This is a genomic window from Arthrobacter sp. KBS0702, assembly GCF_005937985.2.
Classification (GTDB): Bacteria; Actinomycetota; Actinomycetes; order Actinomycetales; family Micrococcaceae; genus Arthrobacter.
The window spans coordinates 3,298,260-3,311,711 of record NZ_CP042172.1; the positions used below are offsets into that span (position 1 = coordinate 3,298,260).

General features: G+C 68.4%; 12 protein-coding genes. 8 read left to right on the plus strand and 4 right to left on the minus strand.

The genetic code is table 11. The features are described from left to right. Positions 1 to 56: 56 nt before the first annotated feature. Positions 57 to 290 carry a DUF3073 domain-containing protein gene (locus tag FFF93_RS15250; RefSeq protein ID WP_082492711.1) on the minus strand — a complete coding sequence of 78 codons (234 nt, stop codon included), beginning with the start codon at positions 288 to 290 and terminating at the stop codon, positions 57 to 59. 317 nt (positions 291 to 607) lie between these two features. Between FFF93_RS15250 and FFF93_RS15255 the strand changes: the two genes are divergently transcribed. Continuing rightward, positions 608 to 1,474 carry a hypothetical protein gene (locus tag FFF93_RS15255; RefSeq protein ID WP_138768170.1) on the plus strand — a complete coding sequence of 289 codons (867 nt, stop codon included), beginning with the start codon at positions 608 to 610 and terminating at the stop codon, positions 1,472 to 1,474. On the opposite strand, the gene FFF93_RS15260 is transcribed toward FFF93_RS15255, so the two are convergent. Next, on the minus strand, positions 1,452 to 2,219 hold the full coding sequence (locus FFF93_RS15260) for a VOC family protein (RefSeq protein WP_138768169.1): 768 nt from the start codon (positions 2,217 to 2,219) through the stop codon (positions 1,452 to 1,454). The genes FFF93_RS15255 and FFF93_RS15260 overlap by 23 nt on opposite strands. Before the next feature lie 150 nt (positions 2,220 to 2,369). Here FFF93_RS15260 and FFF93_RS15265 point away from each other — a divergent pair, with 150 nt between their 5' ends. Further along, entirely contained in the window at positions 2,370 to 2,729 is a 360-nt protein-coding gene (locus tag FFF93_RS15265; protein ID WP_138768168.1) for a VOC family protein, read from the plus strand. Positions 2,730 to 2,809: 80 nt separating this feature from the next. Here the strand turns inward: FFF93_RS15265 and clpB are convergent, their stop codons facing one another. Then, positions 2,810 to 5,479 carry an ATP-dependent chaperone ClpB gene (gene clpB / locus FFF93_RS15270; RefSeq protein ID WP_138768167.1) on the minus strand — a complete coding sequence of 890 codons (2,670 nt, stop codon included), beginning with the start codon at positions 5,477 to 5,479 and terminating at the stop codon, positions 2,810 to 2,812. A gap of 620 nt (positions 5,480 to 6,099) precedes the next feature. Between clpB and FFF93_RS15275 the strand changes: the two genes are divergently transcribed. From FFF93_RS15275 to FFF93_RS15300, 6 genes are all read left to right on the plus strand, one after another. Continuing rightward, a complete protein-coding gene (locus tag FFF93_RS15275) occupies positions 6,100 to 7,158 on the plus strand; it encodes a LacI family DNA-binding transcriptional regulator (protein ID WP_138768166.1) in 1,059 nt (352 codons plus the stop codon). Positions 7,159 to 7,271: 113 nt separating this feature from the next. Beyond that, positions 7,272 to 8,591, plus strand: a complete 1,320-nt coding sequence (locus tag FFF93_RS15280) for an MFS transporter (RefSeq protein ID WP_261375185.1) — start codon at positions 7,272 to 7,274, stop codon at positions 8,589 to 8,591. A 92-nt stretch (positions 8,592 to 8,683) separates the two neighbouring features. Then, on the plus strand, positions 8,684 to 9,448 hold the full coding sequence (locus FFF93_RS15285) for an SDR family oxidoreductase (RefSeq protein WP_138768165.1): 765 nt from the start codon (positions 8,684 to 8,686) through the stop codon (positions 9,446 to 9,448). A 20-nt stretch (positions 9,449 to 9,468) separates the two neighbouring features. Beyond that, entirely contained in the window at positions 9,469 to 10,401 is a 933-nt protein-coding gene (locus FFF93_RS15290) for a 3-keto-5-aminohexanoate cleavage protein (RefSeq protein WP_138768164.1), read from the plus strand. A 4-nt stretch (positions 10,402 to 10,405) separates the two neighbouring features. Further along, complete coding sequence (locus tag FFF93_RS15295) at positions 10,406 to 11,395, plus strand: glycerate kinase (RefSeq protein WP_138768163.1); 990 nt, start codon at positions 10,406 to 10,408, stop codon at positions 11,393 to 11,395. Positions 11,396 to 11,816: 421 nt separating this feature from the next. Continuing rightward, complete coding sequence (locus tag FFF93_RS15300) at positions 11,817 to 12,335, plus strand: carboxymuconolactone decarboxylase family protein (protein WP_138768162.1); 519 nt, start codon at positions 11,817 to 11,819, stop codon at positions 12,333 to 12,335. Between the two features lie 28 nt (positions 12,336 to 12,363). Here FFF93_RS15300 and FFF93_RS15305 read toward each other — a convergent pair whose 3' ends face one another. Next, positions 12,364 to 13,446: an SDR family oxidoreductase gene (locus tag FFF93_RS15305; protein WP_138768161.1), complete on the minus strand. Its 1,083-nt coding sequence runs from the start codon at positions 13,444 to 13,446 to the stop codon at positions 12,364 to 12,366. Positions 13,447 to 13,452: the final 6 nt, after the last annotated feature.

Genomic DNA, 13,452 nt, shown 5'->3' on the forward strand with positions numbered 1-13,452 from the left:
GGCCTGAAAAAATGGACGGGTCCCTAGCCTGCCAGGGAGCCCGGAGAGAGTGGCGACTAACCTATCCGACGGGAATCTACCTCGTCGTCGTCCTCTTCCACATCGTCCGCGTACTTATCCACATAAGCCGAATAGTCCGGCTCAACGGGCTCACTTGAGAAACGACTCGGTGCACGACCCTCGGAGCTCTTCAGCTCACGCTGAAGCGCAGAGTAGTCAGTGTTCGGGGAATAGTACTTAATATCCCGAGCCTGCTTGGTAGCTTTTGCCTTTTGACGGCCGCGCCCCATGGCGTGACCCCCTTTTGTACTCGGACCGGAGGTGGTCACCTTTTGGCGATCGGTGAGGCCCCGGAATGTTTGGTCAATTTGTCGTACACCTAGATTACATGCTTTCGGCCGGTACTGCGCGCCGGACCGGCCGCTGCGGAAAGGCGACACGGTGCAAGTTAGTTGTCCCGCCGCGGCCTCCGTGCAGTGGTTTGGGCCCCGGCCTGCATGCGTGCCCGCGCCCTTCTTCGATAGAGTCTCATGATGGGCTCCCGCCAACGGGGCTCCGAGCCGGACGTCCAGCCCCGGCGCAACGCATGGAAGAGGTGATTTCCCGAGTGACCGAAAGGCCTGAGAGCAGCGAGAACGCCAGGCTCGGCGATGCAGGAATGCCTGACGTTCCGCGCAGCGGCGACACCGGCGATCGCGCGGCAACGAACCCGCCGACGCGCCATCCCTCTTCCGTCCACATCCCGCCGCGGCCTTCGGCTCCGCCGACGTCGGCGTTGCCGCAAGTCCGCCCCAACCGTAAACCGGCCTCCGGCGCCGCCCAGTTCGGCAAGCTCCTTTCGGCCAGGTCGACGAAGCTGCGGAATTCGAAGCGCGCGGCCGGCGCCCAGGGGCCAGCCGGCAACCTGTGGGCCGGTGCGCAACGGCTGGGCGGCACCCTGTGGGCCGATGCCCAGCGGTTGGGCCTGGCGAAGGTGGGCGCGGCCCTCGCCGCCGTCGTGGTGCTCGGCTTGGTGATCTGGTGGCTGACGGCCTTGGGCGCAGCCAAACAGCAGCCGGCCGCCGGCACCTCGCCCGCACCGGCCGCGTCCTCGTCGGGTACCCCCGCGGCCCGTGGGGCGCTGCCGCTGGAGGGCGTCAACCCCATGGACTTCCGGCTCGGTGACTGCTTCAAGGACTTCGACCCGAACTCCCCGACGTCCACGGTCGTCGCCTGCGATACCGGTCATTCGGCACAGTTGGTGGCCATCGAGTCCTACGCCGCCTCGGACGCCTACCCCGGCCGTGATCCGCTGAAACAGAAGGCGCTCGACGCCTGCAAGGCTGCCCTGCTGACCGACAAGTCCAGCGACTACATGCTCAGCTACAAACTCGCGTACCCCAGCTCCTCCAGCTGGGGTACCGGCGACCGGCGGGTGGATTGCTACGTCGCCGCGGACGCCGGAAACGTCATCATGGAATCACTGCTGCCGTAGCGCTGACCGCGACGACGCCGCCTTGCGGATCCTTGATCACGGCGCTCCGAAATCCCGGAGTATCCGCCGGCGCCATCAAAACACCACCGCCCAGGGCAACAGCACGCTCAGCAGTGGCGTCGGCGTCGCGGACTGCGAAGTTGACGCTCCAATGCGGCGGAACCTCGACGCCGTCGGTGGCCGCCACGACGGCCACGACCCGGTCCGCGAGGAGCCACAGTGAGAAGGGAGCGTCGGGCACCGCTTTGAGCTCCCAACCGAACATGGCGCCGTAGAAGGCCTGGGCCTGTCCCACGTCAGGGATATGGAGTGAGCTCATGGCCCAGCAGTTCGGCTCGTCGGCCAGCTCGACCCCGTCGCCCGCACCCGACTGCCGCAGGCAGAACGGGACGCCGGCAGGGTCGGCGAGCACCGCAAAGCGGACCTCGGGGCCGTCGTCAGCCGGACCGAGGCCCTTGCCTCCTGCCCGCTCGGCGCGCGCCAGGGATTCCCCGAGGTCGTGGACGCGGACGTGGGTGAGCCAGCCTGGCGGTGACTGCGGCGGGGACTGCCCGATGCCGGCCACCAACTGCCCGCGGAGGCGCGCGCTGTAGTAGTCGCCGTCGAGACCGGACGGCATCGGGACCGGGTCGTCGAACGTCCACCCGAAGAGCTGGCCATAGAAGTCCTTCGCGGCCCGGGGGTCGGGCTGCCAAGTATCGACCCAGCACGGCGCGCCGACGGAGGAGGTGTCGCGCGCCGTCATGGAAGACGTCCTTTCGGCCGGGCTGGATTCGGCCGGATCATTGTTACCTGCACCGGCATGTTCGGGCAAGGCCTGCCCGCCTCCGGCATTTCCGGTGATTTCCGGTGCGATCCGAATGCGGTCCGCCGGAAATGGTCCTAGAGTGTCGCCATGGCTATCGCACGCTTCCCGGTCGTTGTACTGGACTGCCCTGATCCCAAGTCCCTGGCCGAGTTCTACGGCGCCCTGCTGGATTGGAAGGTGGAGCAGGACGACGACGGCTGGTGCTCCATCCGTGCCGACTACGGTGATTCGCTGAGTTTCCAGAGGGTCGAGTCCTACACGCCGCCGCAGTGGCCCGGCCAGGATGTCCCGCAGCAGATGCACCTTGACTTCGTGGTTGATGACCTCGATGCCGCCGAGGCCGCGGCGCTTGAGCTGGGCGCGAGGAAGCACGGGCATCAGCCGGGGACAACCTTCCGGGTCTTCCTGGACCCGGCCGGCCATCCGTTCTGCCTTTGCCTCGGCTGACGGCCGCCTAACAGCAGCCGGCAAAAGGGCCGCCAGCCGCACAACGCGCATGGCGGCCCCTGCCGGCGGGCCGGCGGCCCTTACTCCTTGCGGCGCACCGAGAGGCCGCTGCCGGTGGAGGCCCCGCCGTCGGGCCGGGCGGACACGTCCGGGCCGCCCATGGTGAGCTCCATCAGGTCGGGGGCGGTATCCACCAGCACGGTGTCCCCGTCGGCGATCTCGCCGGCCAGGATGGACTTGGCCAGCCGGTCGCCGATCTCCCGCTGCACCAGGCGGCGCAGCGGCCGGGCCCCGTAGGCGGGGTCGTAGCCCGTGACGGCCAGCCAGGCGCGGGCACCCTCCGTGACCTCCAGGTTGAGCCGGCGGCCCTTGAGCCGTTCGCCGAGCTCCTTGACCTGCAGCTCCACGATCTCGGCGAGTTCTTCGACGCTTAGCGGGTCAAAGAGCACCACTTCGTCGAGCCGGTTCAGGAACTCGGGCTTGAAGGAGGCGTGCACCGTGGCCATGACCGCGTCCCGCTTGGCGGCCGCGTCGAGGTTGGGGTCCACGAGGAACTGGCTGCCCAGGTTGGAGGTCAGGACCAGGATCACGTTGCGGAAGTCCACGGTGCGGCCCTGGCCGTCGGTGAGGCGGCCGTCGTCGAGCACCTGCAGGAGGATATCGAAGACCTCGGGGTGGGCTTTTTCCACTTCATCGAGCAGCAGCACCGAGTACGGCCGGCGGCGGACGGCCTCGGTCAGCTGGCCGCCTTCCTCGTAGCCGACGTAGCCGGGGGGTGCCCCGACAAGCCGGGCCACGGAATGCTTCTCCGAGTACTCGGACATGTCGATCCGGACCATCGCGCGCTCGTCGTCGAAGAGGAAGTCGGCCAGGGACTTCGCGAGCTCGGTCTTGCCGACGCCGGTGGGGCCGAGGAACAGGAAGGAGCCGGTGGGCCGGTTGGGGTCGCTGATGCCGGCGCGGGCGCGGCGCACGGCATCGGAGACCGCGGTGACGGCCTTTTTCTGGCCGATTAGCCGCTCCCCCAGGACATGCTCCATCTCCAGCAGCTTCTGGCTCTCGCCCTGCAGCATCCGCCCGGCGGGGATGCCGGTCCAGGCGGAGATCACCTCGGCGATGTCGTCCGCGGTGACCTCGTCGGCCACCATCAGGTCCTGCTTGGCCCCGCCGCCGGCCACCCGGGCCGATTCCGCCTCGGCGGCCGCGTTCAGTTCACGCTCCAGGGCCGGGATCTCGCCGTACAGCACCCGCGACGCCGTCTCCAGGTCGCCCTCGCGCTGCGCTTTGTCCGCGGCGGACCGCAGTTCGTCCAGCTTGGCCTTGAGGTCGCCGACGTGGTTCAGGCCGGCCTTTTCCGCTTCCCAGCGGGCGTTGAGCCCCGCCAGCTCCTCCTTCTTGTCGGCCATGTCGGCGCGCAGGGCGGCGAGCCGCTCCACCGAAGCGGCGTCGGTCTCGCCCGCCAGCGCAAGCTCCTCCATGGTGAGCCGGTCCACCTGGCGCCGCAGCTGGTCGATTTCCTCCGGGGCGGAGTCGATCTCCATGCGGAGGCGGGAGGCGGCTTCGTCCACGAGGTCGATCGCCTTGTCGGGCAGCTGCCGGCCGGTGATGTAGCGGTTGGACAGCGCGGCGGCGGCCACGAGGGCGGAGTCGGCAATGGCGACCTTGTGGTGCGCCTCGTAGCGTTCCTTGAGGCCGCGCAGGATGCCGATGGTGTCGTCCACGCTTGGCTCTCCGACAAAGACCTGCTGGAAGCGGCGTTCCAGGGCCGGGTCCTTTTCGATGTTCTCGCGGTATTCGTCCAGTGTGGTGGCGCCGATCAGCCGGAGCTCGCCGCGGGCCAGCATGGGCTTGAGCATGTTGCCGGCGTCCATCGAGCTGTCCCCGGAGGCGCCCGCGCCCACCACGGTGTGGATTTCGTCGATGAAGGTGACGATCTGGCCCTCGGAGCTCTTGATCTCCTCGAGCACGGCCTTGAGCCGTTCCTCGAATTCGCCGCGGTATTTGGCGCCGGCCACCATCGAGGCGAGATCCAGGGCGATCAGGGTCTTCCCGCGCAGGCTCTCCGGGACGTCGCCGGCCACGATCCGCTGGGCCAGGCCTTCGACGACGGCGGTCTTGCCGACGCCGGGCTCGCCGATGATCACCGGGTTGTTCTTCGTGCGGCGGCTCAGGACCTGGACAATCCGGCGGATCTCGGCGTCGCGTCCGATCACCGGATCCAGCTTGCCCGAGCGCGCGATCGCGGTCAGGTCGGTGCCGAATTTCTCCAGCGCCTGGAAGGTGTTTTCGGGGTCCGCGTTGTCCACCTTACGGTCGCCGCGCACACCCGGCAGGGCCGCGAGCAGCGCCTCGTGGGAGGCGCCGGCATCCCGGAGCAGCCGGCCGACGTAGTCGTTGCCTGACGCGAGGCCCAGCAGCAAATGCTCGGTCGAGACGAAGGTGTCGCCCAGGCGCTCTGCCTCGTTCTGGGCGTTCTTGATGGCGTTCATCGCCGCCCGGGACAGCTGGGCCTGCTGCACGGAACTGCCTGAGGTGGAGGGCAGCGCCTTGATCGCCGAGCTCGCCTGGACGCTGACGGCGTCGGGGTCCGTACCGGTGGCACGGAGCAGCGCGACGGCGACCCCCTCGCGTTGGTCCATCAGCGCCTTGAGCAGATGCGCCGGTTCCAGCTGCGGGTTTCCGGCCGTCGAGGCGTTCATGGCGGCTGCCGAAAGAGCCTCCTGGCTCTTGGTGGTGAATTTGGCGTCCAAAGAGAGCTCCTTCCGGGATGAGACTATCGTCAAAGTTGAGTCTAGACCGCTCAACTTTGGATTCGGCCCCTTTGGCTCCATGTTTGCCCACGGCGAAACTGCTGTCTAGTGCCACAGTCCCCCGGGGGATGCGGCGCGCTCCCGGGCTGGCGGACATGCACTGACGGGCTGACGGACATGCACTGACGGGCATGCCCATCCTGGGCGCGGGGCGCTGGACATGCTCGCCGGCCCAGCACCACCCCACCGGGCATGTCCATCCTGGGCGCGGGCCGCTGGACATGCTCGCCGGCCCAGCACCACCCCGCCGGGCATGCCCATCCGTCGGCCCCACGAGTGGACATAGTCCGTATATGTCCAGTGGCCGCGGCCAAGGATGGGCATGTCCATCGGGGCCAGGGCCGGAAATCGGCGCACCCGGCCCCGACTCCGCCCCGCCCACGGCATCCAAGCCCCCGCCAAACCACACCCAACCCGAATCCAAGGATGGGCATGCCCGTCTGCGCGGGCGCCGAAACCATGCGCCCCACCCGGCATCGCTTAACGTTGCTTAACGTTGAAGGCCCTCAGTACTGTAACTGAGGTCACAGCGACAGGAACCGACGCGAAGGAGGGTCAGCATGCCGGAACAAGCCACCACCGTTGCCGCAGACGGCCCGGTTGCACCGGTATCCGCCGCCGCCGTGGCCCGCGCCGCAGGGGTTTCCTCCGCCGCGGTGTCCTATGTCCTCAACGGTAAGGGCGGCGTCTCCCCCGAGACCCGGCGCCACATCATCCACGTGGCGAACGAGCTGGGCTTCAGGCCCCGTAAGTCCTCCCAGTCCACCGATCTGCAGCGCACCCGCGTGATCGGCCTGATCCTGCCCAACATCATCAACCCGATGTTTCCGCGCTGGGCCCAGGGCGTTATTTCGGCGGCCGCCGACTCGGGCTACGAGGTCTTTGTCGCCACCACCCAGGACGACCCGGAGATCCTCGCCCAGGTCACCGCAACGCTCGCGAACCGCAACGTCGACGGCGTCATCCTCGCCGCCTCGCTCCGGGACGACGCCCGCGCCCTCCGCACCCTGAGGGCAGCCCGGATCCCCTACGTCTGCCTGTCCCGCCGGGCCGACTTCCTCGACTCCGATTTTGTCGGGATCGACGACGACGCCGCGGCGACCCTGCTGATGCAGCACATGCTTGGCCACGGCTACACCGAGATCGCCACCGTGATCGGCCCCCGCTTCTCCACCGCTTCGCTGGCCCGGGAACAGGCCTTCGTGCGGACGGCGGCCGCCGCGGGCGTCGTCATCACCGGTGACCGCAAGATCAGCACCCGGGTCAACAACGAAGGCGGCCGGCTCGCCGCGGAGCGGATCTTCGCCTCCGGCACACCGCCGCAGGCAGTGGTCTGCGGCAGCGACGAGCTCGCCATCGGCGTCATGGAATACGCCCTGGCCCGCGGCCTGCGGATCCCGGAGGACGTGGCCGTGGCCGGTTGCGACGGGCTGCCGCACAGCCGCTCCGGGCTGATCAACCTGACCAGCATTGTCCAGCCGCAGCAGGAAATGGCCGACGAGGCCTTCGCCATGCTGCTCAGACGCATCGAAACCCCGTCCGGCAGTTACACCTCGCGGGTGTGCCGGCACCGCCTCCACATCGGCCGCACCTGCGGCTGCTCCCCGGCCACCCCCTAAAACCCGCACCGACCGAAAACCCCGCACACACCCGCTCCATCCAGGGCTTCCACCGCGCTGCCCGCTGTCCACCCTGACCATCAATCCTGACCCCAATTCAAGGACGAAGACCCATGTCAGTTGTATCCGCACCAACGAAGATGCGCACACCGCAGGAAATTAACGGCGTGATCCTCCGCCGAGTCATGCCGCTGCTGATCGGCGCCTACATCATGGCGTTCCTGGACCGCACCAATATCGGTATGGCCAAGGACCGCCTGCAGATCGACCTCGGCATTTCCGCCACCGCCTTCGGCATCGGCGCCGGCCTGTTCTTCCTGACCTACGCCCTCTCCGAAATCCCGTCGAACCTGATCCTGCACAAGGTCGGCGCCCGCTTCTGGATCATGCGGATCATGATCACCTGGGGCCTCATTTCCGCGGGCATGGCCTTCGTCCAGGGCGAGTGGTCCTTCTACATCATGCGGATGCTGCTGGGCGTCGCCGAGGCCGGGCTCTTCCCCGGCGTGATGTACTTCCTCACCCAGTGGTTCGTGGTCAAAGACCGCGCCAAGGCCAACGGCATGTTCCTGCTGGGCGTCTCGATCGCCAACATCGTCGGCGCCCCGCTGGGCGGCCTGCTGCTGACCCTGGACGGCCTCGCCGGCCTGCACGGCTGGCAGTGGATGTTCCTGGTCGAAGGCCTCCCCGCCTGCATCCTCGCCTACGTCGTCTGGAAGAAGCTCCCGGACCGGCCCAGCCAGGCCAAGTTCCTCAGCCCCGAGGAAGCCGCCGACCTTGAAGGCCGGATCGCCGCCGAAGAGAAGGCGGGCGCCGAGGCCTCCGGCAACCACCGCCTGCGCGACGCGCTCAAGGACAAGCAGATCCTCCTGGTGGTGGGCGTCTACTTCACCCACCAGATCGCCGTCTACGCCCTGTCCTACTTCCTGCCCTCGATCATCGGCACCTACGGCAAGCTCAACCCGCTCCAGATCGGCCTGCTGACCTCCATCCCGTGGATCTTCTCCGCAGCCGGCGCGCTGCTGGTGCCCCGCTTCGCCACCGACGGAAGGCGCTCCCGGGTCCTGGTCACCGGCACCATGATCGGCATCGTCGCAGGCTTCGCGCTCGGCGCCGTCGGCGGCCCGGTGCTCGGCATGATCGGCTTCTGCCTCGCCGCGTTCAACTTCTTCGCCCTGCAGCCGATCCTCTTCACCTACCCGGCCACCCGCCTCAGCGGAGCCTCCCTGGCCGGCGGCATCGCCCTGGTCAACACCATCGGCCTGCTCGGCGGCTTCCTCGGCCCGTACGTCATGGGCTTTATGCAGGACGCCACCGGCTCCAAGCTCTCCGGACTGTGGTTCATCGTGGGCATGTGCATCATCGGCGCGCTGCTGTCCCTGATGCTCAAGCGCGGCACCGAGAAGCCCGACGCCGTGCCCGCCGCCCACTAAGGCTTCCACCGAACGCACCACCGTTGCGGCTCCGCCGGCGCCCCGCGCGCCGGCGGAGCGGACCCCCGAACCACCACCGCAAGGACTACCCCATGGATTTCACCGCAAAACGCGTCCTGGTCACCGCCGGCGCCAACGGCATCGGCCTGGCCATCGCCCAGAAGTTCCAGCAACTCGGCGCCGCCGTCTTCGTCACCGACATTGACCCCGACGCCGTCGAGAAGGCCCGCGTCAACGGCCTCGCCGCCGCGGTCAGCGACGTCTCCGACGAAGCCCAGGTGCGCGCCCTCATGGCCACCGTGGCCGAGGAACTGGGAGGGCTGGACGTGCTGGTCAACAACGCCGGCATCGCCGGGCCCACCGGCCCGCTCGAAACCCTCGACGCCGCCGCCTGGAAGGCCACCTTCGACGTCAACATCCACGGCCAGTTCTACTGCATCAAGCACGCACTGCCCCTGCTCCGGCAGGGCACCGGCGCCTCGATCGTGAACCTCTCCTCCGCGGCCGGCCGGCTCGGCATGGCCGGACGCAGCGCCTACTCGGCGTCCAAGTGGGCCGTCGTCGGGCTGACCAAGACCCTTGCGATCGAGTTGGGTCCGGACCGGATCCGGGTCAACGCGATCTGCCCCGGTGCCGTCAACGGTCCCCGGATCGACGCCGTCATCGCCGCCAAGGCGCAGATGCTGGACCTCCCGGCGGAGCAGGTCTCCGAGCTTTACCACAACCAGTCCTCCCTGGGCCGGCTGATTGAGGCCGAGGACATCGCGAACATGGCCGCCTTCGCCGCGAGCGACCTCGCCCGCAACGTCAACGGCCAGGCCCTCGCCGTCGACGGCAACACCGAAAAGCTTTACTGAGCCCCGAAGGAGCAACCCCCATGGCTGCTGCACGCAAAGTCATCATCACCAGCGCCGTCACCGGCGCCATCCACACCCCGTCGATGTCCCCGCACCTGCCGGTGTCGCCGGATGAGATCGCCGACGCCGCGATCGGCGCCGCCGAGGCCGGCGCCGCGATTGTTCACATGCACGCCCGCGACCCCAAGGACGGCCGGCCCTCCCAGGACCCCGAGCACTTCGCCCCGATCCTGGACAAGCTCAAGCGCAACACCGACGCCGTCATCAACATCACCACCGGCGGCTCCCCGCACATGACCGTAGAGGAGCGGATGCAGCCGGCCGCCCTCTTCAAGCCCGAGCTTGCCTCGCTGAACATGGGGTCGATGAACTTCGGCCTCTACCCGATGCTGGACCGGTTCACGGAGTTCGGCCACGAGTGGGAGCGCGAGGGCCTTGAGAAGAGCCGGGACCTGGTCTTCAAGAACACCTTCCAGGACATCGAAACCATTCTCGGCATCGGCAACGAAAACGGCACCCGGTTCGAATTCGAGTGCTACGACATCTCCCACCTGAACAACCTGGCCCACTTCCACGCCCGCGGCCTGGCCCGCGGCCCGCTGTTCGTTCAGTCCGTCTTCGGCCTGCTCGGCGGGATCGGGGCGCACCCGGAAGACCTGATGCACATGCGCCGCACCGCGGACCGGCTGCTGGGCGACGACTACGAGTGGTCCATCCTGGGCGCGGGCAAGAACCAGATGCCGCTGGCCACGATCGGCGCGGCCATGGGCTCGCACGTCCGGGTGGGCCTGGAGGACTCGCTCTGGATCGGCCCGGGCCAGCTGGCCACGTCCAACGCCCAGCAGGTCACCCGGATCCGCACCATCCTGGAGGCGCTCAACTTCGAGATCGCCACCCCGGACGAGGCCCGCGAAATGCTGCAGCTCAAGGGCCGCGACAAGGTGGGATTCTAGGCCCGTGAGCATCCTCGTTGCCCCCGACAGCTTCAAGGGAACTTTCGCGGCCGCGCAGGTCAGCGCCCACATCGCCGCCGGGATCCGCGCTGCCGGCGCGGCTGCAGTCGAACTGCCCGTGGCCGACGGCGGCGAGGGGACCTTCGAGGTGCTGGTCCGGGGACTCGATGCCCGTCCGGTCCGGGTCCGCACCGTGGGCCCCTGGGGCGACGACGTCGAGACCGCAGTCGCGCTGACGCCGGACGGCAGCGCCGTCATCGAACTCGCCTTTGCCAGCGGGCTGAACCTGCCCGCCTCCGGCGACCGGGACCCCGTGCAGGCCAGCACCTACGGCACCGGGGTGATGATGGCGGAGGCCGTCCGGCTCGGGGCGCGGCGCCTGCTGGTGGCCGCCGGCGGCTCCGCCACGACCGACGGCGGGGCCGGCGCCATCGCCGCCATCGAGGAGCGCGGCGGGCTACACGGCGCCGAGGTGGTGGTGCTCAGCGACGTGACCACCCGCTTCGGCGACGCCGCCCGGGTCTTCGGCCCGCAGAAGGGCGCCGGCCCGGCCACGGTGGAGACACTCACGCGGCGGCTCGAAGACCTGGCGGAAGGGTTTGCCCGCGAGTTGGGCCGTGACCCGCGCCCGGTGGAGCGCACCGGGGCCGCCGGCGGGTTCTCCGGCGGCATGTGGGCGAAGTACGGCGCCCGGCTGGTGTCCGGCGCGGACCTCGTCCTGGACCTGCTCGGCTTCGATGCGCAGGCCGCTGCCAGCTCCGCGGTGGTGGTGGGCGAAGGCCGGCTGGACTCCCAGACCAGCCAGGGCAAGATTATCGCCGCCGTCCTGGCTCGGAGCGGCACGACGCCGGTATACGCCGTCGTCGGCTCAGTCCATGATGACCTGGGTGACTTTGCGGACAACTTCGCGGACGTCATCGTGGCCAGCGACGCCGAAGCCCTGGTGGCGGCGGGGGCGCGGCTGGCCCGCGCCACCGGACATGCCCGTCGCTGACACGCGCGGTTGGGCACGCCCGTCCCTGACACGCGCGGTTGGACATGTCCGTCCCTGAAACCCGGGAATGGGCATGTCCGTCTCCGGGCAAGGCCAGCCGGAGATTGATTCGTCCGCACTCGGGCCTTGGCATGGACATGTCCGTCCCCGCCCCCGGCCCAGGGACATAACCCCGCCATGTCCATCCTTCGAGCCGAGCAATGGGCATGTCCCCGGGATGGCTGCCCGAGGGTTGGGCATGCCCGGTTGCGAGGCCGAGGGATGGGCATGCCCGTCACAAAGAAGCGATCCGGCGGTCGGCTCCCCCAAGGAACCGACCACCGGATCGAATAATGGCTACGCAGAAAGTCTGTCACACGTTTGACAACTTTGTCACACGCCGCGCGGGCGGGGCTGGCCGGACCTCTGTACGCTGGGACGCATGAGTGAGACTTCGACCCCCGAGCACGGCCGGCGCAGCGTTTTCCTGGACAAAGAGCACCCTGCGGCATGGCGAGCCCTCAATGGCTTGGGCCTCAAAGTCAAGGAATCCGCCACCGAGGCAGGCCTGGACGAGACCCTGATCGAGCTGCTGAATGTGCGCATCTCGCAGATCAACGGCTGCGCCTTCTGCCTGGACCTGCACGTGGGGGACGCAGTCAAGAACGGCGAATCGGCCCAGCGGCTGGCGGTGCTCCCGGCTTGGCGTGACACGGACCTTTTTACCGAGAAGGAACGTGCCGCCCTGACCCTGGCCGAGGCGATCACCAACATCGCGGACGCCGCCGCCCGCGAGCACGAGGGCCGCCTGGCGCGCAAACACCTCAGCGACGACGAATTTTCCGCCATCAGTTGGCTCGCCATTACGATGAACGCCTTCAACCGGGTCTCGATCGTCAGCCAGCACCCGGTCCGCAACAAGGCCAGCAAAGCCAAGGACCAAAGCACTCAACCCGGGTAGCCTTCGGACCACTGCGCACGGCCGCGTGTCAGGGGATCAGCCGGTCCGCCCGGAGCCGGTCGAACAGCCCCGTGAACGAGTCCAAGGTCCGGCGGTACCCGGTGAAACCCGCGAGGCGGCTCCTGCTCATGTCGGCCAGCACCTCGATGTTTCGTCCCAGATCGCCGTCGGTGTGCCACCACGAGGAAACCCGCGCGAGGTCCAGCTCGACGAGCCCGTGCCCGGAGGCCATGTCCGCCCACACCCCTTCCATGCCCCGCATTTGCTCTTCGAGCGGCCGGGGCTCTTTCTCGAAACCGACGCCCTCTACGCCGAAGTAGGCGGCCAGGCGCGGCCACATCCATCGCCAGCGGAAGACGTCGCCATTGACAATGTTGTAGGCCTGGTCGCCCGCTGACTCCGCCGTGGCTGCCCAGACCATGTGTTCTGCCAGCAGTCCGCTGGCGGTCATGTCGGTGAGGCTGTTCCATTGCGTTTCGGAGCCGGGGAAGATGAACGGCCGGTTCAGTTCCTTGCAGATCGACGCCTGCACCGCGAGGGTGAGCCCCATGTTCATGGCGTTGCCTACCGCGTGGCCAATCACCGTGTGGGCGCGGTGAACCGACCAGCTGAATCCCTGGCGTGCCGCTGCGGCCCACAGTTCGTCTTCCTGGGCGTAGTAGAAGTTGGGCACCGGGAGCCGGGGCTCCTCCTCATGGAAGGGCGTGTCCGGCATCTCCCCCGCGGCATAAGCCTCGAACGGGCCCAGATAGTGCTTCAGCCCGGTCATCAGGGCCACATGCTTCACCGGGCTGTCCTGCAGTGCGTTGAGCAGGTTCCGCAGCAGCGCGGCGTTGACGTCGATGTTTTCGCGTTCCGTGTCCTGCCGCGACCACGCTGTGAAGAACACGTGGGTCGGGTTTTCTCCGGCGAGCGCGGCTGCGAGGCTCTCCGGAGAGGTGAGGTCCGCACTGACGGGCCGCACACCGGGTCGGGCAACGCCGCCGCGGGACAGGGCCAGGACGTCCCAGCCTGTTTCCGCAAGGAGGGCGACGAGGGCGGAGCCGGCGATGCCGCTGGCTCCGACCACCAGAGCGGTGCGTCCATGGGCCGGGGCTGAGTTGTGCTGCACGTGATT